Origin of the sequence: Paracoccus denitrificans (genome assembly GCF_900100045.1) — a bacterium.
GTDB lineage: Bacteria > Pseudomonadota > Alphaproteobacteria > Rhodobacterales > Rhodobacteraceae > Paracoccus > Paracoccus denitrificans.
The window spans coordinates 248518-272614 of record NZ_FNEA01000001.1 but is presented as its reverse complement, the minus strand read 5'-3'; the positions used below and the strand labels follow the sequence as shown (position 1 = coordinate 272614).

Genomic DNA, 24097 nt, shown 5'->3' with positions numbered 1-24097 from the left:
AAACCCCCCGTCGTCATCACCTGCGCCATCACCGGTGCGATCCACACGCCGACCATGTCGGATGCGTTGCCCTATACGCCCGAGGACATCGCGGCGCAGGCCATCGCGGCCTCCGAGGCGGGCGCCGCGATCCTGCATCTGCACGCCCGCCGCCCCCAGGACGGCGGCGTGACCATCGACCCCGAGGCCTTCGCCGCCTTCCTGCCGCGCATCAGGCAATCGACCGATGCGGTGGTCAACATCTCGACCGGCGGCAGCCTGACCAACAGCATCGACGAGCGCATCGCCCCGGCGCTGCGCTTCTCGCCCGAGATGTGCTCGCTGAACATGGGCAGCATGAATTTCAGCTTCCACCCGCTGGCCCGGCGCTACGACACCTGGAAATTCGACTGGGAGCGCGACTACGTCGCCAGGTCCGACGGCAACATCTTCCGCAACACCTTCGCGGATATCGAGAACGCGGCGAACCAGCTTGCCCCCCACGCCATCAAGTTCGAGCATGAATGCTACGATGTCGGCCATCTCTACAACCTGCGCTTCTGCATGGATATCGGGCTCTTCAAGGCGCCGGTCTTCATCCAGTTCATCTTCGGCATCCTGGGCGGCATCGGTCCCGAGGTGGACAACCTGGTCTTCATGAAGCGCACCGCCGACCGGCTGTTCGGCGACGACTATCGCTGGTCGGTGCTGGGCGCGGGGGGCGCGCAGATGCCCCTGGCCACCACCGCCAGCCAGATGGGCGGCAACGTCCGGGTGGGGCTGGAGGATTCGCTGCTGATCGCGCGCGGCAAGCTGGCGGAATCGAACGCCCAGCAGGTCGCCAAGATCCGCCGCATCATCGAAGATTTGGGCAGCGAGGTCGCGACCCCCGGCCAGGCGCGCGAGATCCTTGGCCTCAAGGGCGCCGATCGGGTCGGCTTCTGAGGCGGCTCGCCCCGCTTACCCCGAGCTTTTCTTGGCCCGGTCCAATCACTGCAAGAACGCCATGGCCTCTTGAGCAGGCGGGGCGGGTGGAATGCCCGCCTCTTGCCCCGACAGCCCCATTCTCGGAGGGTCCAGCAGGGCCGAAGGGCTGTCGGTTGGAACGTGCAAGTCGGGAGAGGAGGAGGGTGCCCAGCCAAGTTCTGTAAATTAGCTACAAATGATTTGACATTTGTAGTGCAGCTACTATTCTCCGTCCTGTTCGGTATTGCGGCGCGTGGGCGATCGCATGGAGGTGCCGGACGCTTTGCGGAGGAACCCTTGATGAAACGTCCACTCGCGCTGTCTTCAGCGCTTGCCTTGCTATGCTCGGTCGCCAGTGCCCAGGCGGCGCCGCTGACGGTCTATTGCCCGATGTCGGATGACGATTGCGGCTCGGTCTTGGCGGCCTTTGCCGCCGATACCGGAAACGAGGCGCGCTTTGTCCGCATCGGCGCAGGCGAGATCCTGGCCCGCATCCGGGCCGAGAAGGCCAATCCGCAGGCCGGGCTGTGGCTGGCCGGCGCCGCCGACAATTTCATCCAGGCGGCCGAGGAGGGACTCCTGGCGCCGCACAAGGCGGCCGGCATCGACAAGGTCGATCCGCGCTTTGCCGACAAGGACGGCGCCTGGACGCCGATTTCCATGTCGCCGCTGGTCTTCGCCTATAACGCCGATCTGGTGGAGGAAGCGCAGGCGCCGATCCCCGACAGCTGGACGAGTTTCGCCGACCCGGCCTATCAGAAGAACGTCGCGCTGGCCCATGCCGCGTCCTCGGGCACGGCCTATGTCGCACTGGCCTCGGTCGTGCAGCTTTCCGGCGAGGACGAGGGCTTCCAGCTGATGAAGGACATCGACAAGAACGTCATCCAGTATACCCGCTCGGGCGTCGCGCCCTCGCGCATGGTCGCGAATGGCGAGGTGGCGCTGGCCATGGCCTTTACCCAGGATGTCGAGGCGGCGCTGGCTGCCGGCTATCCGCTGGACTATGCCTTCCCGAAAGAGGGCACCGGCTTCGAGGTGAACGCCGCCGCCGCCGTCGCCAATGCGCCCGAGGACCAGGCCACGGCCGCCACCGCCTTCCTGGACTGGGTGCTGACCGAAAAGGGCCAGGCCGCCATGGGCGCCACCTTCCGCGGCCCGATCGTGCCCGGCTATGTCAACCCCGAGGCCAGGATCGACCTCAGCAACGTCAAGCTGATCGATTACGATTTCGCCTGGGCCGGTGCCAACCGCGCCCGCCTGCTAGAGCGTTACGAGAACGAAGTCCGCCACAAGGCCGACGCCCAGTAAGGCGCCAAGGAGCCCGTCCCCATGTCTTTGCAAACCGACACCGCCGCGCGGCCGGGGGCGGGCTGGGCCTTGCCCGCGCCGCTGCGCCGCATCGCTGCCGATCCCTGGCTGTTCGGCATCTTCGTCCTGCTGACGCTCTCGGTGCTGGTCTTCGCCGTCCTGCCCATCGTCAACGTGCTGAAGCAGGCGGTCTGGACGCCGGAGGGCTTTGACCTTGCCGCGCTGAAGACCACGCTGGCACAGCCCTTCGTCTGGCGCGCGCTTGGCAATACGCTGATCCTGGGCGCGACCTCGGCGCTGGTCGCAACGGTGGCGGGCTTTGTCATGGCCTTTGCCGTGACGCGGACCACCATGCCCGGCAAGGGTTTCATCCACGCGGCGGCGCTGCTGCCGATCATCTCGCCGCCCTTCGTCATGGCGCTGGCCATCGTGATCCTGTTCGGCCGCTCGGGGCTCATCACGCGCGAGTTGCTGGGCATCCGCAACGCCAATGTCTACGGCTTTCACAGCCTGGTGCTGATCCAGTCGCTGGCCTTCACCCCCATCGCCTACCTGAACATCAAGGGCATGCTGCAATCCATCGACAGCGCGCTGGAGGATGCCTCGGCCTCGCTGGGCGGCACGCGTTGGACCACCTTCCGGCAGGTGACGCTGCCCCTGGTGACGCCCGCGATCCTCAGCTCCATCCTGCTGGTCTTCGTCAAATCGGTCGAGGATTTCGGCAATCCGATGCTGATCGGCGGGCCGTTCAGCACGCTGGCGGTCGAGGCCTATTCGCAGATGGTGGGCTATTTCAACCTGAACGCCGGCGCGCTGCTGGCCAGCCTGATGCTGATCCCGTCGATGACCGCCTTCCTGATCCACCGCTATTGGGTCAGCAAGAAAAGCTATGTCACCGTGACCGGCAAGCCCACGGCGCAGTCGATCCGCATTTCGGGCGCGCGGGTGGTGCTGCCGCTGTCGCTGGTTTGCTATTTCCTGGCGCTGACCATCCTGCTGTTCTATGCGACCGTGTTCTATGTCAGCTTCACCAAGCTGCCGGGCGTCAACAACACGCTGACGCTGGACCATTACCGGACCGTCTTCACCGCCGGCTTCGATACGCTGGGCAATTCGCTGTATCTGGCCGGTATCGCCACGCCGGTTACGGCGATCGCCGGCATGATGATCGCCTATCTTCTGGTGCGCCGTGCCTTCCCGGGCAGCTTCCTGCTGCGCTGGGGCACGCTTTTGTCCTTTGCCGCGCCGGGCACCATCCTGGGCATCGGCTATATCGGCACCTTCAACACGCCGCCCCTGCTGCTGACCGGCACCGCCGCCATCATCATCGCAGCCATGGTGGTCAAGAACCTGCAGGTGGGCATCGAGGCCGGCACCAACCAGCTGCAACAGATCGACCGCTCGATCGAAGAGGCGTCGACCATCCTTGGCGCCTCCAGCGGCCGGACCTTCACCAGCGTCACCCTGCCGCTTTTGCGTCCGGCGCTGTTTTCCTCGGTCGCTTATGCCTTCACCCGGTCGCTGACCACGCTCAGCGCGGTGATCTTCCTGGTCTCGGCCAATTGGACGCTGATCACCGTGACCATCCTGTCGCAGGTCGAGACGCTCAAGACCGGCGTCGCCGCAGCCTGGTGCTGCATCCTGGTCGTGGTGGTGCTGGCCATCCTTGCCCTCATGCAACTCGTTCTGAACCGCAGCGCGCGCGAAAGGTGACATCCCATGTCGAACGTCGTTTTCCAGAATATCGTCAAGCAATTCCCCGCCGCCGGCGGGGCGCCGGGCGGGCTTGCGGTACAAGACCTGGACCTGACCATCGAGGAAGGCTCGCTGGTCACGCTGCTGGGCCCCTCGGGTTGCGGCAAGACCACCACGCTGCGGATGCTCGCGGGGTTCGAGACGCCCACCTCGGGCCGCATCACCATCGGCGGGCGCGACGTGACGCATCTGCCGGTCAATGCCCGCAATGTCGGCATGGTGTTCCAAAGCTATGCGCTGTTTCCGCACATGACCGTGCGCCAGAACGTCGAATACGGTGCCAAGCTGCAGAACCTCTCGAAGGCCGAACTGAACAGCCGCGTGGACGAGATGCTCGAGACCATGGCGCTGACCCCCTATGCCGACCGCGCGCCCTCGCGCCTGTCGGGCGGCCAGCAGCAGCGCGTGGCGCTGGCCCGCGCCGTGGTCACCCGGCCCAAGGTGCTGCTCTTCGACGAGCCGCTGTCGAACCTCGATGCGCAGCTGCGCGAGCGGATGCGGGACGAGTTGCGGGCGATCCAGCTGCGCCTGGGCATCACCAGCCTTTACGTCACTCATGACCAAAGCGAGGCGATGGCGATTTCCGACCGCGTCGTGGTGATGCGCAACGGCGTCGTCGAACAGGCCGACACGCCGATGAACGTCTATGCCCGCCCCGGCACCGCCTTCGTGGCCGAGTTCATGGGCAAGGCCAATATCCTCGAGGGCGAGGTGCAGGAAATCGGCGAGGCGACCGTACGCACCCGCATCGCCGGCGCCAGTTTCGAGCTGCCGCGCGGTCCGCATCCCTTGCGCCCCGGCCAGCGCGTGCGCTGCGTGCTGCGGCCCGAATACCTGCGCATCGATCCGCAGGGCCCGCTGACCGCCACCGTCAAGCGCGTCGTCTTCCAGGGTGGCCATGTCGAGTACCTGACCGAGATCGGCGGGCAGGAATGCACCGTCACCGACGCGCAATATTTCCACGGCGGCATCGCCGAACAGGGCCGGCCGCTGCGGCTGGCGCTGGACACAAGGCCGGTCTGGATGCTGGCCGACGACCAAAACACGAACGCATTGAAAGCAGCCTGACCATGAACCTGATGACCACGACCGACCTCGACGCCGAAATCGCCGCCACCGCCCGCGCCGCCGCGCTGGCCGCCGGCGCCATCGCGCGCGAGGCATTCCTGAACGCCACGCCCGCCGATCTTGCGACCGAGCAGAAGGCCGGGTTTTTCGACATCGTGACCGTCACCGACAAGGCCGCCGAGGTCGAGGCGAGCCGCATCATCTGGGACCGCCTGCCGCAATCGCGCATCCTGGGCGAGGAAAGCGGCTGGCAGGGCGCGGGCCCGGCCAGCTGGATCATCGACCCGATCGACGGCACCAGCAACTTCGCCTCGGGCCTGCCGTTCTTCAGCGTCTCGATTGCTGCCTATTACGAGGGCCGGCCGGTCTGCGCCGCGATCTACGACCCGATCCGGGACGAGCTGTTCATGGCCGAGAGCGGCCGGCTGACCCTGAACGGCGCCCCCGTCGCGCTTTATGCCAAGGGGCTTGCCGACCGCGAGGTCGAGCTTTTGACCAATGCCCCTTACGAAGGCGCGCGCCCGACGCCCGAGACGCTGGCGGGCTTCGCCGATGTGGTCGACAGCTTCCGCGCTGTGCGGCGGCTGGGCTCCTGCGCGCTGCATCTGGCCTATGTCGCGGCGGGCCGGGTGGCGGTCTGCTACGAATCCAAGTTCAGCGCCTGGGACATCGCGGCGGGGCTGCAACTGGTGCAGGCGGCGGGCGGTATCGTCCATGCCCGCGACGCCGAGGGCGCGCCCATCGGCACCGGCCATGACGACCTGTCCCGCGTCCGCAGGCTGGTCGTGGCGCAGAAGGGGTTTGACTATTCCGGCTCTTGCCTGTCGAAACTGATGGACCATGGCGCCCTTTGACGGCGCCGTCCTGACTGCGCGAGGTGAGATGCTTGACCGGATCCGTCAATCCCTGGCCAGCTTCACCCCGGCCGAGCGCCGGGTGGCCGAGGCGGTGCTGGATACGCCCAGCACCGCGATCACCTGGTCGATCTCGGATGCGGCGCGCATCGCAAAGGTCAGCGAACCCTCGATCATCCGCTTCTGCAGGCGGCTGGACTGCGACGGTTTTCCCGATTTCCGGCTGAAGCTGGCGCAGCAATTGGCCAAGCACCAGCCCGCGCCGCAACCTTTGGCGCGGCCGGGGTCGGGCAACGACGATCCGCTGGCGGCAATGGTCGACGACATCTTCCAGCGCGCCGGGCAGGCCATCGAGGAGGCACGGCGCGATCTGGATCTGGGCGCCCTGCGCGCGGCGGTCGCCATGCTGGGCAAGGCGCGGCGCGTGGATATCTATGGCTATGGCAGCTCGGGCTTCATGGCCAGCGAGGCGCAGCACCGGCTGGCGGCCCTTGCCATTCCCGCCGTGGCCTATTCCGACCCGACCTTGCAGATGCACTCGGCGCCGCTGCTGGGGCCGGGCGACCTTTTGTTCGTGCTGTCCTTCTCGGGGCTGACCAGCTACCTCATCTCGAACATCGAGATCGCGCGCAAGGCCGGAGCGCCGGTGCTGGCCATCTCGCCCAAGGGATCCATCGTCGCCTCACTTGCCGATGTGAACCTGAACTTGAACGCCTATCGGCAGTCCTCGGGCCGGATGGCGGTCCCGACGGGCCGCGTGGCGCCGATGTATGTCCTGCTTGACGCGCTGTTCGCCGCGATGGCCGAAGAAATGGGCGGGGAGCATTGAGCTTGCTGCGACAGTTCGCCCCCGCATCGCGAACAGGCCCGGCCGACCGAAGGAAACGATGCGGATTGCAAGACCGGGAAGGCCGCGCCGCCGCCCATAGACAAGGAAAGGGACCGCCCATGTCGAAACGACTGACCATGATCGCGCTGCTGCTTGCCGCCTGGCCCGCGCTGGCAGATGACGCCTCGAACCTCAATCCCGGGGTCACCACCTCGGAGCTGCTGGCGACCGCGCCGGTGCATTGGGTCTCGGTCCCGCAGATCGCGGCCAGCCTTGAGGGACAGCCGCCGATGGCCGTGGGCTTCGACGTGGACGATACGGTGCTGTTCTCCACGCCCTGCTTCTATTACGGCAAGAACAGGTATTCGCCCGGTTCCGAGGATTACCTCAAGATGGACGAGTTCTGGACCGACATCCACACCAACAACTGCGACCAGTATTCGATGCCGAAAGAGGTTGCGCGCGAATTGCTGGACATGCATGTGGCGCGCGGCGACGACATCTATTTCATCACCGGCCGGACCAAGGGCAGCGGCGAGGAAACCCTGACCGCGACGCTGCAAAAGACCTTCGACCTTGAAAAGATGCATGACGTGGTCTTTACCGCCTCGTCGGAAAACAAGGTGCAGTTCCTGAAGGATCACGGGCTGAAGATCTATTACGGCGACGCCGACAGCGACATGCGTGCGGCGCTTGAGGCGGGGATCCGGCCTATCCGCGTCATGCGGGCGCAAAACTCCAGCTACAAGCCCGACCCGCGCAACGGCAGTTTCGGCGAAGAGGTCATCGTCAATTCGACCCAGTAGCCGCCAGGATCGCCGACGAAAGCGCCAATGGAACAGAGGCAGGGGAAAGCTTTGAAAGGCCGCGCATGAGGTGTGCTTTGGGGATGCCCAGGCGTTTCCCACCTCGGCTGGTTGCCTCACCGATGCCGAGGATGCAACAGTTCCGCATCGGGGAGGAAGCATGCGCCGGCCAAATCAGACCAGGGTCCGAACATACAGGCTGGCCGCCCTGCTATGGGCGATGGTCCTGCTTGCGGCGCCCGTTTCCGCCGAGGAGTTGCGGATCATCACCTCCTACCAGGCCGACGTGGTCGATCCGATGCTGGAGTCCTTTGGGCGCAGCCGCCCCGATATCCGCATCCGTGTCCTGAACAAGAACACCCATGCCGCCGTCGACGAGGTGCTGGCCGGCAATGATCGCGGGTTCGACCTGTTCTGGGCTTCGGCGCCCGAGGCTTTCGTGGTGCTGGACAAGGCCGGGCGTCTGGCCGATCTGGGCGATGGGCCTTATGCGGATTTCGCCTGGTCCGCCGTCGGATGGACCTGGCGCGCGCCGCGCGACGGGCCGGTGCCGCAGGACTGGAACGACCTGCTTGACCCCGCCTTCACCCAAGGCATCGCCATGTCGCATCCGATGCGATCCGGCACGATGCATTCGCTGCTGGAGACGATCTTGCAGGATCGCGGCTGGCAGGCGGGCTGGGCGTGGATTCTGGAGCTGGCGGGGCAGTTGAATACCATCTCGGCGCGCAGCTTCGGCGTGCTGGAGGGCGTCGAACGTGGCGATTTCGCCATCGGCCTGACCATCGACTTCCTGGCCCTGGCCCGCGACGGGCTGGTCTTTCGCTACGGCCGGCCGGTCATCCTCATCCCCGCACGGATCGCCGCCTTGCAGGGCGGCACCCAGCCCGAGGCGGCGAAGGTGTTCATCGATTTCGTCCTTTCGTCCGAGGGGCAGCGTATCCTGCTGCGCCCCGACATCCGGCGCATTCCGGTCGATCCCGAGATCCGCGCCGAGCTGTCGGAATCGCTGGACCCGGCGATCCGGGCGGCGCTGAATTTCAGCTGGTCGCGCTACGATCCCGAACTGGCCGCGCGCCGCTACTGGCAGGTCAAGCAGTTGTTCGAGGCCTTCGTTGCCCGCGACCTGCTGCTGCGCCGCGATCTGTGGCGGCGTCTGCGGGCGCTGGACGATGCGCCCCCGACGGAACGCGCCCGCATTCGCCGGCTGCTGACATGGATGCCGCTGACCGAACATCAGGCGCGCTCGGTCCCGACGGATCGCGAGACGCTTTTGGAGTGGTCGGAGCGCTCGCACACGATCCTGCGCGATGCCGAGGCGCTGATCCGCGCATTGGAGCAGCCATGATCCGCCGCGGCTCGATCCGGGGGCGGCTGATGGCGGCGCTGGTGCTGGTCGTGATCATCGCGGCTGGGGTGCTGGCGGTCGGCATGGTGGTGATGCTGCGGGCCGAGCGCGACTTTCGCGCATTGGCGCAGGACCGCATCCCCGCCGTCGCGCTGGCGGGCGAACTGGCCGAGGCGACGGGCGAACTGGCCGCGCTGGCGATGCAGATGGTCGCCGACCCCGCCATGCCTGCCGAGGGGACGCGCCGCGCCATCGACAGCGCCTCGCAAGGGGTCGAGGGGGTGCTGGCTTCGCCCCTCTGGCTGGCAGCGCCCGAACGCGCCGAGACCCGCGCCGGGATCGAGGTGGCCGAGCGCGCCCTGCGCCGCGCGCTGACGGGGTTCGGCAGGCTCAGCGCCGACCTGACCCGGCGCGCGCGGCTTGATGCCCGGACCGGGGCCGACCTGCGCTGGATCCACGCCGATGTGCAGGATCAGGTGCAGGGGATCCTCAGCGACCTGTCCTTCAACATGGATACGCAACTGGCGGCGCTGGTCGTGAACACCGACCCGGATGCGCGGGCCGGGGCTGAGCAGGCGCTGTCGCAGGACTGGCTGCTGCGCGACCGGGTGCAGCAGATCGGCTCCGAGGCAGCGACGCTGACCGCGCTTCTGTTGCAGGCGCGCTCGGCCGACAGCCTGGACGCGCTGGAACAGACCGGCATGCTTGGCCGCGATACGCTGGACCGGCTGGCGCTGGCGCAACTGAACCTGCCGCAGCGTGTCGATGTGACGCTGCTGACGCAGGCACTGGATCGGCTGAAGGCGCTGGCCTCGGGGTCGGACAGCATCTTTGTCCAGCAACAGCAGCGGCTGGAGTTGCACCGCGCCGCCGTGTCCGAATTGCAGACCGCACAGGCCGCCCTGGCCAGGATGCAGGCGCTTTTGACTGATCTGGGCCGGACCGAGCGGATCGGGGCGCAGCGCCGCGCCGATGCCGCCGCAACGGCGATCCTGCGCGGTTCGGTCTGGCTGGGGCTGGTGACGCTGCTGGGTGCGGCGGCGACGGCCATGATCCTGGCGGTCTTTGTCCACAACCGCATCCTGCTGCGGATCGAGGCGCTTTCCACCGACCTGACCCGCATCGCAGGCAGCGATTCCGGCATGCCCCGCCCCCAAGGCGACGAGATCGCCGAGATGGCCCGCGCGGTCGAGGTCTTCCGCGCCTCGGTCCAGGCCCGCCAGCAGGCGCTGGAACGGCTGGAGATGACGCAGCGCGAACTGGTGCAGGCGGGCAAGATGGCGGCGCTTGGCCAGATGTCCGCCGCGATCAGCCATGAGATCAACCAGCCGCTGGCCGCCATCGGCCACCGCCTGCACAACCTTGGCGCGGCTCATCCCGATGCCCGCCCGGCCATCGCGCGGATCGAGGCGCTGCTGGAGCGCATCACCCGCACCATCGGCCATCTGCGCCGTATCGCGCGCCGCTCGGCCCATCGCAATGCGCGGGTGATGCTGGCCGAGCCGGTGCAGGCCGCGCTGGACCTGCTGGACCACCGCCTGCGGGCCGAGGGCGTGCGCGTGGACTGTGCCGATCTGGCCGGGCTGGCGGTCGCAGGGGACGAGATCCTGCTGGAGCAGGTGCTGCTGAACATCCTGGGCAATGCGCTGGATGCGATCGGGGCGCGCGAGAATGCTTCCGAGCCGGGCTTGATCCGTATCGAGTTGCAGGCACGCGACCCCGTCCTGCTGGTCGTTCGCGACAATGGCGTGGGCTTGGAGGGCCAGAGCGGGCAGACGCTGACCGATCCTTTCGTGACCACCAAGGAGCCGGGCAAGGGGCTTGGCCTTGGCCTTTCCATCGCGTTCAACGTCATGCAGGACATGGGCGGGCATCTGGAAATCGAGCAGCACGCCGAAGGCGGCGCCGAGGTCCGGCTGCGCCTGAACCGCTGGCAGGAGGAGGGATGACATGCCCGAGGTGATGCTGGTCGAGGACGATGCCGACCTGCGGCAGGCGACTGCCGAGACGCTGGAACTGGCCGGTTTCCGGGTCCATGCCTTCGACGCCGCCGCGCCCGCGCTGGACGTGCTGCGGCCTGATTTTCCGGGCGTGATCCTGTCGGACCTGCGGATGCCGGGGCTTTCGGGGTTGGATTTTCTGGATCGCGCGCGCGGGGTCGCGCCGGATGTGCCCTTCGTCCTGATCACCGCCCATGGCGACGTGCCCGCCGCGATCCGCGCCATGCGGGGCGGGGCGCATGACTTTCTGGAAAAGCCCTGCGCGCCGGAACTGATGCTGGATGTGCTGAAGCGGGCGCAGGCGATGCGCGACCTGCATCTGGAAAACGCCCGCCTGCGCCAGATACGGATCGAGGACCGCCTGATCGGGCGATCCGCCGCCATGCAGGACTTGCGCCAGAGGCTGCGCGCGCTGGCGGGCCTGCAACTCGATCTGCTGATCGCGGGCGAGACCGGCACCGGCAAGGAACTGGTGGCCCGCATCCTGCACGACCTGTCCCCGCGTGGCGAGGGGCCTTTCGTCGCCATCAACTGCGGCGCGCTGTCGGAGCCCGAGGTGGACCGGGAACTGTTCGGCACCAGCGATGCGCCCGGCCTGATCGCGCGGGCCGAAGGCGGGACGCTTTATCTGGACGAGCTTGAATCCATGCCTGACGGGCTTCAGGTCCGCCTGCTGCGCGTGGTCGAATCGCGCGAGATCACCCCGCTTGGCGCAGCCCCCCGTCCGGTCGATCTGCGTATCCTCGGCAGCGTCAAGCGCCCGCCCGACGTCCTGACGGCGGAAGGGCGGCTGCGCGCCGACCTGTTTCATCGCTTCAACGCCACGCTGCCTCTGCCTTCTTTGCGCGAACGCGAGGATGACGCTGCCTTGCTGGTCACCCATTTCGCTGCCGAGGCCGCCGCCCGCCACGATCTGCCGAAACCCCATATCGACAGCGTCCTGCGCCGCCGGATCGCTTATCACGACTGGCCAGGCAATGTCCGCGAGGCCCGCAACCTGGCCGAGCGGCTGGTGATCGGGTTGGATACCGACTTTCCGACGCCGGGGCCCGGGGGCGAGACGGCCGGCATGGGCTATGACGCCGCGATGGAGGGCTTCGAGGCCCGCCTGCTGCGATCCGCGCTGATCCAGACCGGCGGGCGCAAGGCCGAGGCCGCCGCACTTCTGGGCATCCCGCGCAAGCGGCTTTACCTGCGGCTGCGCCATCTCGACATGCTGTGAGCCACCCGCATGGGTCAGGAACGACCCATCGCGCGTGTCGAAAATGACCCATAATAATTAATTAAAACAAATACTTGCAAGGCATTCCGGCGTCATGCACAGTTGTCGCGCGCCAATGGAATGCCGGCCTGTCCCGGCCCACCTGACGCCTCTGGGAGGAGAAACATGAACAGAATGCTTACGCTCAGCGCCGCCGCGCTGATGATGACCTCGGCTGCCGCCTTCGCCGATACGGTGACGGTGGTGACCTCGTTCCCGCGCGACCTGACCGACCCGTTCAAGGCCGCCTTCGAGACGGCATATCCCGGCACGACGCTGGAGGTGGTCAGCCGCAACACCAACGCCGCCGTCTCGCATCTGCAAGAGACCCGCGGCGCCAACACCATCGACCTGATGTGGGCCTCGGCCCCCGACGCGTTCGAGGTGCTGAAGGAGGAAGGGCTGCTGGCCAAGGTCGACGTGCAGTTCGAGGGCATCCCCGACGCCATCGGCGGCTATCCGGTCCACGATCCCGACGGCACCTATTTCGGCTTTGCCGCCTCGGGTTACGGGATCATGTATAATACCCGCTATGTTCAGGCCAACGACCTGCCCGTCGCGCAGGAATGGGAGGACTTGAAGCGCGCCGAATATAACGGCCATGTGGCGATGTCTTCGCCCTCGCGTTCCGGCACCACCCACCTGACGGTCGAGACCGTGCTGCAAGGCGAGGGTTGGGACCAGGGCTGGGCGACGTGGAAGTGGATCTCGGGCAACATGAACACCGTGACCGAGCGCAGCTTCGGCGTGCCCGATGCGGTGAATTCGGGCGCGACGGGCTTCGGCATCGTGATCGACTTCTTCGGCCTGGCGTCCAAGGCGTCGGGCTTTCCGGTCGAACTGGTCTATCCCAGCGTGACCGCCATCGTTCCCGCCAATATCGGCATCATCGAGAATGCCCCCAACCAGGAGGGCGCCAGGCAATTCGTCGAGTTCCTGCTGTCGCCCGAGGGCCAGCAGGTGCTGCTGAACCCCGCGATCATGCGCCTGCCGGTCAATCCTGAAGCCTATGCCAACGCGCCCGAGGGATTTCCCAACCCGTTCTCGGAAGAATTCGCGCCCGGTGCGATCGAATTCGACGTGGACAAGTCGGGGGTGCGCTACAATCTGGTGAACTCGCTGTTCGACGTGCTGGTGACCTATCGGCTGGATGACCTGCGCGCTGCCGTCGCTGCCGTGCAGAAGGCCGAGGCCGCCCATGCCGAGACCGGCAACGAGGAAGCCGCCGCCCTGATCGCCGAGGCCCGCGCATTGGTCGAGGCCATGCCGATCACCGAGGAGCAATCGCTGGACCCGTCCTTCACGCAGGTCTTCACCATCTCGCGTGCGGAGCCCGATACCGAGGTCGTCGGCCGTCAGGCCGAGGTCGAACAGTCCTGGGACAGCTTCGCGGTCGAGAATTACCGCAAGGCGAAGGAGCTGGCCGACCAGGCCGCCGCGTTGAACTGACCGCAGGAAGTCCGATCCCGCGCCGCCCCTGGTGGCGCGGGTATCCGTCACGCCCCTCTGACGCCCCGAGGACACCATGCCCGACACATCCCAGACCGCTTCGCGCGGGTTCACGCTGTTTCCCCGCCTGTCGGGTGCCGCCGTCGCGGGCATCCTGATCGCGATCTTCCTGATGGCCTTCCTGATCCTGCCGGTGGCGCAGGTGATCTATGTGGCGTTTCTGGACGCCCGCACGGGTGCCTTCACGCTGCAGAACTTTCAGGATTTCTTCAGCACGACGCTGTTTCGCGAAAGCTTCGTGAACTCGTTCTACGTCTCGGCGATGTCGGTGGTGGTGGCGACGCTGATCGCGCTGCCCCTGGCCTATATCACCACGCGTTTCAACTTCGCGGGAACGGCGGCGATCCAGGCGCTGGGGATCATCCCGCTGATCATGCCGCCCTTTGTCGGCGCGGTCGCCATGTCGCTGCTGTTCGGGCGCAACGGCTCGATCAACCTGCTTCTGAACCAGTATTTCGGCTTCCGCATTCCGTTCATGGAGGGGTTGAACGGCGTCATCCTGGTCCAGTCGATCCATTATTTCCCCTTCATCCTGATCAACCTGTCGGCCAGCCTGCGCAATATCGACCGCTCGATGGAGGAGGCGGCGCAGAACCTCGGCTCGCACGGGGTGCGGATGTTCCGGCGCATCGTCTTTCCGCTGGCGATGCCGGGCTATCTGGCCGGGGCGGCGCTGGTCTTCATCAAGGTCTTCGACGACCTGGGCACGCCGCTTTTGCTGAACGTCAACAACATGCTGGCCCCGCAGGCTTACCTGCGCATCACCGGGGTCGGGATCAACGACCCGATGGGCTATGTGATCTCGTTCATCCTGGTGGCGTTCTCGGTCTTTTCGCTCTGGGCGTCCTTCCTGTTCATGCGCGGCAAGGATTACGCGACCGTGCAGAAGGGCGGCGGGGGCCTGTCGCGCCGTGACCTGAAGCCGAGCGAGAAATGGCTGGCCTGGGGCGTGATCGTGCTGATCCTCGCCATGGTGCTGTCGCCGCATATCGGGTTGCTGCTGCTGGCCTTCGGCACGATCTGGTCGTTTTCGCCGTTGCCCGACGGGTTCACCGTGCAGCATTTCGGCACGATCTTCACCCAGTCCTCGCAATATGTCTGGAATACGATCGTCTATGCCGGATCGGCGGCGCTGATCGACGTCGTGCTGGGCACCGCCATCGCCTATATCGTGATCCGCACCAAGGTGGCGGGGCGCAAATGGCTGGACTACATGGCGACCGCCGCGCTGGCCGTGCCGGGGGTGGTGCTGGGCATCGGCTATCTGCGCATGTTCCACGGCATCCAGCTTCCCTTCGGCCTGGGCCAGATGTCCAGCTTCTGGGGCATCATCATCGTGGCGCTGGCGGTGCGGCGGCTGCCTTACGCCCTGCGCGCCTGCATGGCGGCGCTGCAACAGGTCTCGCTGTCGCTGGAGGAAGCCGCCGAAAGCCTCGGCGCATCCCGCGCCAGCACCATCCGGCGCATCGTGGTGCCGCTGATGACGGGCGGCATCCTTGCCGGCTTCGTCACCAGCTTCGCCACCGCGGCGGTCGAGTTGTCGGCCACGATCATGCTGGTCGGGCGGTCCTCGGACGCGCCCCTGGCCTATGGCATCTATCTTTACATGCAATCGCCCGCCGGACGCGGCCCCGGCGCCGCGCTTGGCATCCTTGCCGTGGTGATCGTGGCGCTTGGCACTTACCTGTCGCAACGCATCATCGAGCGCGAACGCGCCCGCCAGACCATGACCGGCCAGCAGCACTAGGAGACGGAAGAGATGACACAGACCAAAGCCGGCATCCGCATCGAGGATCTGCACCTGTCGTTCGGCGACACCAAGGTGCTGGAAGGCATCGACATGGTCATCGAGCCGGGCGAGTTCTTCGCCTTCCTCGGCCCCTCGGGCTCGGGCAAATCGACGCTGCTGCGCGCGATTGCGGGGTTCGGGCCGACACCGCGCGGGCGCATCCTGATCGGGGATCGCGACATCGCGAAGCTGCCGCCGTGGAAGCGCAACGTGGGCATGGTGTTCCAGTCCTATGCGCTGTGGCCGCATATGTCGGTGCGCCGCAACGTGGCCTTCGGGCTTGAGGAACGCCGGATGCCCGCCCGCGAGATCGGCCCCAGGGTCGAGCGCGCGCTGGAAACCGTGGGCCTTTTGCACCTGGCCGACCGGATGCCCGCGCAGCTTTCGGGCGGCCAGCAGCAGCGGGTCGCCTTGGCGCGCACCATCGCCATCGAGCCGCAGGTGCTGTTGCTGGACGAGCCGCTGTCGAATCTGGACGCCGCGCTGCGGGTCCAGATGCGGCGCGAATTGTTGGCCTTGCAGCGCAAGCTGGGCCTGACGACGATCTTCGTCACCCATGACCAGGAAGAAGCCAACACCACCTCGGACCGGATGGCAGTGCTGGACAAGGGCGTGATCCAGCAGATCGGCACCCCGCAGCAGCTTTACGACCAGCCGGCGAATGCCTTCGTCGCGGGGTTCCTTGGCACCGCGAACATCCTGAAAGGCGCCATGCAGGGGCCGGATTTCGTGACCGCGGCGGGCCAGCGCCTGCCCGTGGCCGCTCCGCTAGGGGATGCGAACCGCATCGTGCTGCGCCCGCAGAACATCCGCATCAGCGGCTCGGGCGGCGAGATTGCGGGCAGGGTGGCGCATCGCGAGTTCCTGGGCAGCCAGATCCGCTATCTGGTCGAGACCCCGGACGGCCAGATCATCGTCGATACGCTGCATTCTTCCGGCCAGCCGCCTTACGACGAAGGCGCAACCGTGTCCCTGTCCATCGACAGCCAGAGCGCCCCCCTGCTGGCGGATTGAGACATGGCCGAGTTCTGGTTCATCCGTCATTTCCGCACGCCGTGGAATGCCCAAGGCCGCTTGCAGGGCCAGCGCGACATTGCGCTGGATGATCCGCTTGGCGCGCAGGACATGACGGTGCTGGCCGCCAACCGGCAGGCGCTGGCGGGGCGGGACTTCGCGCTGGTCCTGACCTCTCCGTTGGGACGCGCGCGCCGCACGGCGGAGTTGCATGGGTTCGCGACGGCGGAACCCGACCCCGATCTGGCCGAGATCGCCTTCGGCGACTGGGAGGGCCGCACATGGGCCGATCTGGAGGCCGCCCATCCCGGCGCATGGCAAAGTGCGCCGCATACCCTGCCCCTGGGCGAGACATTCGCCGATTTCACCGCCCGGATCATGCGGGTGCGCCAGCGTATCCTGGCCGCGCGGGGGCCGGTGCTGGCCTTCGGGCATGGCGCATGGCTGGGCGGCTTGCGGCTGATGCTCGACGGAGGCGAGGGGATGCCGCGGCAGGCGCCTGGCAATGGCGAACTGGTCAGGCTGACCTTGACCGCGGACAGGCAGGTTCAGGAGGGATAGATGACATCATCCGGCACGACCCGGCAACGACTGCGTGACTTGAAGGCGCTGGAAGGCCCGTTCGATCCCGTCGATTTCAGCGCAGTGGGCGACAGTCCGCAGGCGCTGTTCCTCGACTGGCTGGACGAGGCCATCGCGGCCGGGATCGCCGAGCCTCATGCCATGACGCTGTCCACCGTCGATGCCGAGGGCCATCCCGACGCGCGCATGCTGATCCTGAAGAACGTCGATGATCGTGGCTGGCATTTCGCCATCAGCGCCGCCAGCCCCAAGGGCCGCCAGATCGAGGCCAATCCCGCCGTCGCCCTGACCTTCTACTGGCAGAACCTGGGCCGTCAGGTGCGCATCCGGGGCAGGGCGGTGGCACTGGACGCCGCAGAATGCGCACAGGATTTCCTGGCCCGTTCGGTCGATGCGCGTGCCAATGTGTTATTGGAACGGCAGAGCGCGCCGCTGGACGCCGCGTCCGAGGTCGTGTCTGCCATCGCCGATGCGAAGGCCCGCATCGCCGCCGCACCCGATAGGATGGCGCAAGCTTGGCGGGCCTATGCGGTCATGCCCGAGGTGGTCGAGTTCTGGCAGGGCGCGACCGACAGGCAGCACAACCGGCTGGTTTTTCGACGGAACGAGGCGGATGCAAATTGGGACAAGGAACTGCTCTGGCCCTGACGCGTGAAAGACGGCGCCGCATGGGTTTCCTGCAATTGATTCCTGGAGGTGTGAATCGCGGTGCGCCCAACCGCCCACCTTGGAAAAGTGGGAATGGGGTGCCGTGGGGGACGCCGGCAGTCGGAGCAACGATTTTCGGTGCTGCGATCTGCCTGTCCGCCTCCGGTCATCTCTCCCACATGCTTTGAGGGTAGCCGGAGCGTTCGCACCGATGACAGGCGCGGCATCCGTTTGGCAGCTACAGCAGACCCCGGCTGGACAGATTGCGCATCAGATCACGCAGACCGAAGCGCCAGGGTGGGCATTCCGTCGACGATCGCACGGTATTCGTCAGCGTGCCAAGCCCGGGAGACGAGATCGTCACGCGGTCGCCCGGCTTGTGGGTGAAACCCTCGCCCTTGATATCGCGATCCTCGGTCGGAGCGAAAAGCGTGCCAAGAAACAGCATGAGCCCGTCGGGATACTGGTGATGGGCGCCGATGGTCTGGGCGACGAGATCCGCGGGGTCGCGGCTGATCTGCGCCATGGATGAACGCCCATGCAGAACATAGCCGTCCTCGCCCTCGACGGTCAGCGCCAGTTTCGCCCGACGCACATCGTCCAGCGAGAACCTTCCATCGAACAGCCGGATCATCGGGCCGATGGCACAGCTTGCATTGTTGTCCTTGGCCTTGCCCAGAAGCAGCGCCGAACGTCCTTCGACGTCGCGCAAGTTCACGTCATTGCCAAGCGACGCGCCGACAATGTGCCCGCGAGAGGACACCGCCAGCACCACCTCCGGTTCGGGGTTGTTCCAGTTGCTGATGGGATGCAGGCCGATCTGGGCCCCGGCGCCCACGGAACTGAGGACCGGGGCCTTGGTGAAGACTTCGGCGTCGGGGCCGATGCCGACCTCAAGATATTGCGACCACATGCCCTCGCCGATCAGGGCTTGCTTGACGGCCGCCGCCTCGGGCGAGCCGGCGCGGATGTCGCGCAGCGATTCCCCGATGATGGCGGTGATGCGGTCGCGGATCGCCTGGGCGCGAGCGGGGTCGCCGCCGGCCTTTTCCTCGATCACGCGCTCGACCATGGATTGTGCGAAGGTCACGCCGCAGGCCTTGATCACCTGCAAATCGCAGGGCGCCAGCAGGTGGATGCGCGACGTGTCGCCTATGGGTGCCGCCGCGATGTCGTCAAGCCGGCCCAGAACCCTGCCGGGGGCGGCGCGCAGCCAGCCGGCAGGGTCGTCCATCTCGCAGATATCCGAGACGGTGGCGGCGCCGGGGGCGGTTACCTCGACCAGGTTGCCGTTTCGCAATGTGACCACGGCGGGGCCGGCCGCCTGAGGCAGCCAGACGCGGCCGAGCCACAGGCCGGAAGGATCGTCGATCATGCTTTGCCTTTCCTTGGCGGCTTACAGCTTGAAGAAGCTGGCCATCAGTTCAAGCTGCTGCTCCAGCATGGGCTTGCCCAGGTGGATGCGGCAGCCGCGCGCCTGTGCCTCGGCCAGAAGCGGGGTGATCTCCGGCTCCATGATGACCTCGGCCACGACCATGCCGGGGGCCAGTCCCGCGACATCCAGCGGGATCGCGTCGCCCGGCCGCATCCCCAGCGAGGTGCCGTTGACGACGATGTCATGTCCCGAGGGGTTGGCGTCGCCGACCGCGACCGAGGATTCGGGAAAGGCGGCGCGGATGCGGTCGCAAAGCTCTTGCGCCTTGGCGGTGGTGCGATTGGCCAGCGTCAGATGTGCCACGCCCGCCTCGGCCATGGCAAAGGCGATGGCGCTGGCCGCGCCGCCGGCGCCGACCAGATAAACGCGCCGGTTCGCGACGGTGATGCCCTGCGATTCCAGCCCGGCGATGAAGCCCGCCCCGTCCAGCATGTCGCCGACCAGCCGTCCGTCGTCCTCGCGCCGGATCACGTTCACCGCGCCCATCATCCGGGCGCGCGGCGTGATCTCGTCGCAGATGCCGGCCATGGCCCCCTTGTGCGGCACCGTCACGATGCCGCCGTCATAGCTTTTCAGCTTTCGCAACGCATCGGCGAATTGGGCCAGATCCTCGGGTGCGACCTGCAACGGCACCATCACCGCATCGCGGCCGCGCCGGATGGCGATGGCGTTGATGCCGGGCGGAGCCTTCACATGGCCGATAGGGTCGGCAAGGATGCCCAGAACCCGGGTCTTGCCGGTGATTTCGGTCAGATCGCGCGCGCTCACAGGGTCGGTCTCCCATCCAGACGACGAGGCAGCCCCGCGCCGTCGCCTTGCAGTTCCGGCGGCAACAGTGCTCGCGGCAGATCCTGGTAACAGACCGGACGCAGGAAGCGGGCGATGGCAAGGCTGCCGACCGAGGTCGAGCGCCCGTCCGCCGTCGCGGGGAACGGCCCGCCATGCACCATCGCATGGGCGACCTCGACGCCGGTGCCGAAACCGTTGACCAGGATCCGCCCGACCTTGCGCTCCAGCAGCGGCAGCAGACCGCGCGCGGTGTCGTGGTCGGCCTCGTCCATGTGCAGCGCGGCGGTCAACTGTCCCTCCAGCGCCTCGATCACCGCCGTCATCGCGGCAAGGTCGGGGCAGCGCACGACCAGCGAAGCAGCACCGAAGACCTCCTCATGCAATTCGGGGCGGGCGAGGAAGCGGGCGGCGTCGGTGACGAAAAGCGCCGGGCTGGCCTTCAGGTCGGTGGCCGCGCCGGCGGCGACGGTTTCCACCGCGTCATGCCCGGACAGTGCCGCAACGCCACGCGTATAGGCGGCAAGGATGCCCGGCGTCAGCATGGTCGCGGGGGCGGCCTTGGTGATCGCCCGGGTTGCTGCGGCAAGGAAATCGTCCAGCCCCTCGCCCTCGATGACAAGGATCAGGCCGGGATTGGTGCAGAACTGCCCGGCGCCCATCGTCAGCGAAGCGGCAAAGGCGGTGCCGATCTGCGCACCCCGCGCGGCCAGCGCGGCGGGCAGCAGCAGGACGGGGTTGATGCTGCTCATTTCGGCATAGACCGGGATCGGCTCGGGCCGTGCGGCGGCGATCTTCATGAAGGCGGTGCCCGCGGTGCGAGAGCCGGTAAAGCCCACCGCCTTGATGCGTGGATCGGCGACAAGCGCCTGCGCGACGGCGCGATCCTCGGCGAAGATCATCGAGAAGACGCCTTCCGGCAGGCCGTAATCGGCAACCGCCTTTGCCACCGCGCGGGCGACCAGTTCCGAGGTGCCGGGATGGGCCGAATGGGCCTTTACCACCACCGGGCAGCCGGCCGCGAAGGCCGATGCCGTGTCGCCGCCTGCGACCGAGAAGGCCAGCGGAAAGTTCGAGGCGCCGAAGACCGCGACCGGCCCGACCGGAACATTGCGCAGCCGCAGGTCGGGACGCGGCAATGGCTGGCGGTCGGGCAGGGCCGGGTCGATGCGCAAATCCAGAAAGCCGCCATCGCGCACCACGCCTGCGAACAGGCGCAACTGGCCGACGGTGCGGCCGCGCTCGCCCTCGATCCGGGGGCGGGGCAGGCCGGTTTCCTGCATGGCGCGTTCGACCAGTTCATCGCCAAGGTCGAGGATGTTCTGCGCCACGGCCTCCAGAAACTGCGCGCGCCGTTCCAGCGGCAGGGCGCGGAACGGATCGAAGGCGGCAGCGGCCAGTGCGCAGGCGTCGTCCAGGTCGGCGGGCGAGGCGCCGCCGAAGGCCGGCTGGATGCGCGCGCCGGTCGCGGCCTCGATGGCGAGGATCTGGCCATGGGTGCCGGGGCGGCGGGTCGCGCCGATGAACAGCGCGCCGGTCAGGGTCGATGTCATTCTATTTCCCCCAGTTCAGCGCCAGCGGCTGCACTTCGCGGGCCAGTTCCAGCAGCCCCTCGCGCGTGGCCGGATGCACGGGCTCAAGCGGGTGGCGCACGGCGTCCGAGCCGATCACGCCGCCCTCGGCCATCACGATCTTGGCGGCGCGCAACCCGCATTGGCGGTTTTCATAGTTGATCAGCGGCAGGATGCGCTGATAGGCGGCGGCAGCCTTGTCGCGATCCCCTGCGGCGTGATGCGCGATCACCGGGCGGATCAGGTCGGGCAGCAGCGCGCTGGACATGACGCCCGTGGCCCCCGCGTCCAGGTCGGCCATCAGGGTGATCGCCTCTTCGCCGTCGAAGGGGCCTTCGATGACGTCGCCGCCGGCGGCGATCAGGGCGCGCAGCTTGGCGGCGGTGCCGGGCACCTCGATCTTGAAATAGCGCACCAGCGGCAGTTCGGTCGCCAGCCGGACCAGGAAGGGAACGGACAGATGCACCCCGCTGAGCGGCGCGTCCTGCACCATGATCGGGATCTGCGCGGCGTCCTGCACCTGCGCGAAATGGTCGTAGATCGCCTGCTCGTCGACGCGCAGGACACCCGCGCCGTGATAGGGGGGCATCATCATCAGCAGGGCCGCGCCGTGCTCGCGGGCATGGGCGGCGCGTTCGGCGGCGATGCGGGTGCTGAAATGGCTGCATGTCACCATGACCGGCACGCGGCCTGCGACATGGGACAGGCTGTCCTCGGTCAGGATGCGGCGTTCCTCGTCGGTCAGCAGGAACTGTTCGGAATAGTTGGCAAGCAGGCAGATGCCATCGACCCCCTGATCGATCATGCAATCAAGGACACGGCGCTGGCCTTCGAGATCGATATCGCCATTGTCGTGAAACGGAGTCGGCGCAACCGGGAACAGGCCCTTGTAGGATGCGGGACGGTCGGTGGTCATGGGGAATTCCTGTCTACTTGAGTGATGTGGCGGGTTGCCGGGCCTGGTCGGGCCCGGCAACGGCAGGCGATCTCAGCTTTCGGGGATGACGTCGGGCAGGGGCTGGTGGAAATACTTCTCGTAGATCGCGTTCAGCTTGCCGTTTTCCAGGTTCTGGCCGACCCATTCGTCGACCCACGCCTTGAGCTCGTCGTCACCTTTGCGCAGGCCGACGGCCATCGGATAGGCGGCCATGTCCAGCTTGACCTCCAGGTTCAGGCCGGGGTTCTGCTCGGACACCTCGTTGGCGGTGGACAGGGCGGCGGCAAGGATCTTCTGCTGGCCGGTGGCGACGGCGGTGTTGGTGGTCGCCTCGTCCTCGTAGCGGACGATCCTCGCGTTCACGCCGCTTTCCTTGACGATGCGGCTCAACTCGATGTCGGCGGTGGTGCCGCGTGCAACGGCAAGGGCCTGACCGGCCAGATCGGCAGGGGCGGCGATGCCCATGTCCTGGGGCGCCGAGATCACGACCGGAATCACGCCATAGGGGCGGGAATAGTCGATGACCTTCTTGCGCTCCTCGGTGATCGAAAAGGATGCGATCACCATGTCCACCTTGCGGCTGAGCAGCGAAGGCACGCGGTTCGCACCTGAAACTGGGACGATTTCCAGCGCGACGCCCATGTCCTCGGCCAGAAGCTTCGCGGTCTCGACGTCCGAGCCGGTCTCCCTGGCCTGCGAATCCAGCATCCCGTAGGGCGGATGGCTGACGTCGATGGCGATCAGCACCTTGCCGCGTTCCTTGATCGCAGCGGGCACATCCGCGGCGGCGGGACCGACCAGCCCCGTGACAATACCCAGCACAAGGCCGGCGGCCGTGGCGGCCTTTCTGAAATTCATCATCGTTTCTCCTCCGTTGGATTGGTTTTCCTAGAGCCCGCTGCCGACGAACTGACGCAGCTCGACCGTTTGCGGATCCAGCAGCATGTCGCCCGGCCCGGCTTCCCAGACGCGGCCCTGATGCATGAAGACCACCTGATCGGCGACCGAGCGCGCAAAGGCCATTTCATGCGTCACCAGCATCATCGTCATGCCATCGGCGGCCAGCCGCTCGATGGTGCGCAGCACTTCGCCGGTCAGTTCCGGGTCCAGTGCCGATGTCACCTCGTCGAACAGCATCAGCTTGGGCTTCATCGCCAGCGAGCGGGCGATGGCGACGCGCTGTTGCTGGCCGCCAGAAAGCTGTTCGGGATAGGCGTCCACCTTGTCGGACAGGCCGACCTGCGCCAGCACCTCTTTCGCAAGCTCGCGCGCCTCGGTGTGGCCCACGCCCTTCACCTTGCGCGGGGCCAGCGTCACGTTCTGTTCGACCGTCAGATGCGGGAACAGGTTGTAGCTCTGGAACACGATGCCCACGTCCTGGCGCAGGTTGCGCAGGTTGAGATCCTTGGCGGACAGGTCGTAACCGCAGACGTGCAACTCGCCCGCCTGAAACCGTTCAAGCCCGTTCACGCAACGCAGCGCGGTGCTTTTGCCCGAGCCGGAGCGGCCGATCAGCGCGACCACCTGCCCCGACGAGACTTCGAGGTCGATCCCTTTCAGCACCTCGACCGCGCCATAGCTTTTGCGCAGGTTGTGGAAGCGGACCATCGGTTGGCTGGAGCCTGACATGGCGGGGGAATCCTTGCTTTGAA

Annotated in this window: 21 protein-coding genes; 15 read left to right on the top strand and 6 right to left on the bottom strand. The window is 66.9% G+C overall.

Annotated features, from left to right (window positions below; translation table 11 throughout):
• From kce to BLT64_RS01225, 15 genes are all read left to right on the top strand, one after another.
• A partial coding sequence (gene kce, locus BLT64_RS01295; protein WP_254777234.1) for a 3,5-dioxohexanoate:acetyl-CoA acetone transferase occupies window positions 1-924 on the top strand: 924 nt, incomplete at its 5' end.
• A 321-nt stretch (window positions 925-1245) separates the two neighbouring features.
• Window positions 1246-2253, top strand: coding sequence for an ABC transporter substrate-binding protein (locus BLT64_RS01290; RefSeq protein ID WP_011750869.1), 1008 nt, complete (start codon window positions 1246-1248; stop codon window positions 2251-2253).
• 21 nt (window positions 2254-2274) lie between these two features.
• Entirely contained in the window at window positions 2275-3966 is a 1692-nt protein-coding gene (locus tag BLT64_RS01285) for an ABC transporter permease (RefSeq protein WP_011750870.1), read from the top strand.
• A gap of 6 nt (window positions 3967-3972) precedes the next feature.
• A complete protein-coding gene (locus tag BLT64_RS01280; RefSeq protein WP_011750871.1) occupies window positions 3973-5076 on the top strand; it encodes an ABC transporter ATP-binding protein in 1104 nt (367 codons plus the stop codon).
• Between the two features lie 2 nt (window positions 5077-5078).
• Window positions 5079-5930 (top strand): inositol monophosphatase family protein, encoded by an 852-nt coding sequence (locus BLT64_RS01275; protein ID WP_011750872.1) that lies wholly within the window; start codon window positions 5079-5081, stop codon window positions 5928-5930.
• 28 nt (window positions 5931-5958) lie between these two features.
• Window positions 5959-6759, top strand: coding sequence for a MurR/RpiR family transcriptional regulator (locus BLT64_RS01270; RefSeq protein WP_158659358.1), 801 nt, complete (start codon window positions 5959-5961; stop codon window positions 6757-6759).
• Between the two features lie 119 nt (window positions 6760-6878).
• Window positions 6879-7565 carry an acid phosphatase AphA gene (aphA, locus tag BLT64_RS01265; protein ID WP_011750874.1) on the top strand — a complete coding sequence of 229 codons (687 nt, stop codon included), beginning with the start codon at window positions 6879-6881 and terminating at the stop codon, window positions 7563-7565.
• Window positions 7566-7725: 160 nt separating this feature from the next.
• Window positions 7726-8913: an ABC transporter substrate-binding protein gene (locus BLT64_RS01260; RefSeq protein ID WP_011750875.1), complete on the top strand. Its 1188-nt coding sequence runs from the start codon at window positions 7726-7728 to the stop codon at window positions 8911-8913.
• A complete protein-coding gene (locus tag BLT64_RS01255; protein WP_011750876.1) occupies window positions 8910-10862 on the top strand; it encodes an ATP-binding protein in 1953 nt (650 codons plus the stop codon). The genes BLT64_RS01260 and BLT64_RS01255 overlap by 4 nt, the downstream gene beginning before the upstream one ends.
• A gap of 1 nt (window position 10863) precedes the next feature.
• Window positions 10864-12135 (top strand): sigma-54-dependent transcriptional regulator, encoded by a 1272-nt coding sequence (locus tag BLT64_RS01250; RefSeq protein ID WP_011750877.1) that lies wholly within the window; start codon window positions 10864-10866, stop codon window positions 12133-12135.
• 165 nt (window positions 12136-12300) lie between these two features.
• Window positions 12301-13623: an ABC transporter substrate-binding protein gene (locus tag BLT64_RS01245; protein ID WP_011750878.1), complete on the top strand. Its 1323-nt coding sequence runs from the start codon at window positions 12301-12303 to the stop codon at window positions 13621-13623.
• Between the two features lie 76 nt (window positions 13624-13699).
• Window positions 13700-15430 (top strand): ABC transporter permease, encoded by a 1731-nt coding sequence (locus BLT64_RS01240; protein WP_011750879.1) that lies wholly within the window; start codon window positions 13700-13702, stop codon window positions 15428-15430.
• Window positions 15431-15442: 12 nt separating this feature from the next.
• Window positions 15443-16486, top strand: a complete 1044-nt coding sequence (locus BLT64_RS01235) for an ABC transporter ATP-binding protein (RefSeq protein ID WP_011750880.1) — start codon at window positions 15443-15445, stop codon at window positions 16484-16486.
• A gap of 3 nt (window positions 16487-16489) precedes the next feature.
• Window positions 16490-17047: a histidine phosphatase family protein gene (locus tag BLT64_RS01230; protein WP_011750881.1), complete on the top strand. Its 558-nt coding sequence runs from the start codon at window positions 16490-16492 to the stop codon at window positions 17045-17047.
• Window positions 17048-17716: a pyridoxine/pyridoxamine 5'-phosphate oxidase gene (locus BLT64_RS01225; protein WP_011750882.1), complete on the top strand. Its 669-nt coding sequence runs from the start codon at window positions 17048-17050 to the stop codon at window positions 17714-17716.
• A gap of 238 nt (window positions 17717-17954) precedes the next feature.
• On the opposite strand, the gene BLT64_RS01220 is transcribed toward BLT64_RS01225, so the two are convergent.
• From BLT64_RS01220 to BLT64_RS01195, 6 genes are all read right to left on the bottom strand, one after another.
• Window positions 17955-19091, bottom strand: coding sequence for a fumarylacetoacetate hydrolase family protein (locus BLT64_RS01220; protein ID WP_011750883.1), 1137 nt, complete (start codon window positions 19089-19091; stop codon window positions 17955-17957).
• 21 nt (window positions 19092-19112) lie between these two features.
• A complete protein-coding gene (locus BLT64_RS01215) occupies window positions 19113-19919 on the bottom strand; it encodes a shikimate dehydrogenase family protein (RefSeq protein ID WP_011750884.1) in 807 nt (268 codons plus the stop codon).
• Window positions 19916-21490 (bottom strand): aldehyde dehydrogenase (NADP(+)), encoded by a 1575-nt coding sequence (locus BLT64_RS01210; RefSeq protein ID WP_011750885.1) that lies wholly within the window; start codon window positions 21488-21490, stop codon window positions 19916-19918. Before BLT64_RS01210 ends, BLT64_RS01215 begins: the two co-directional genes overlap by 4 nt.
• Window position 21491: 1 nt before the next feature.
• Window positions 21492-22424: a dihydrodipicolinate synthase family protein gene (locus tag BLT64_RS01205; protein ID WP_011750886.1), complete on the bottom strand. Its 933-nt coding sequence runs from the start codon at window positions 22422-22424 to the stop codon at window positions 21492-21494.
• Window positions 22425-22496: 72 nt separating this feature from the next.
• A complete protein-coding gene (locus tag BLT64_RS01200) occupies window positions 22497-23306 on the bottom strand; it encodes a transporter substrate-binding domain-containing protein (RefSeq protein WP_011750887.1) in 810 nt (269 codons plus the stop codon).
• A gap of 27 nt (window positions 23307-23333) precedes the next feature.
• Window positions 23334-24053: an amino acid ABC transporter ATP-binding protein gene (locus tag BLT64_RS01195; RefSeq protein WP_217633908.1), complete on the bottom strand. Its 720-nt coding sequence runs from the start codon at window positions 24051-24053 to the stop codon at window positions 23334-23336.
• Window positions 24054-24097 lie beyond the last annotated feature (44 nt).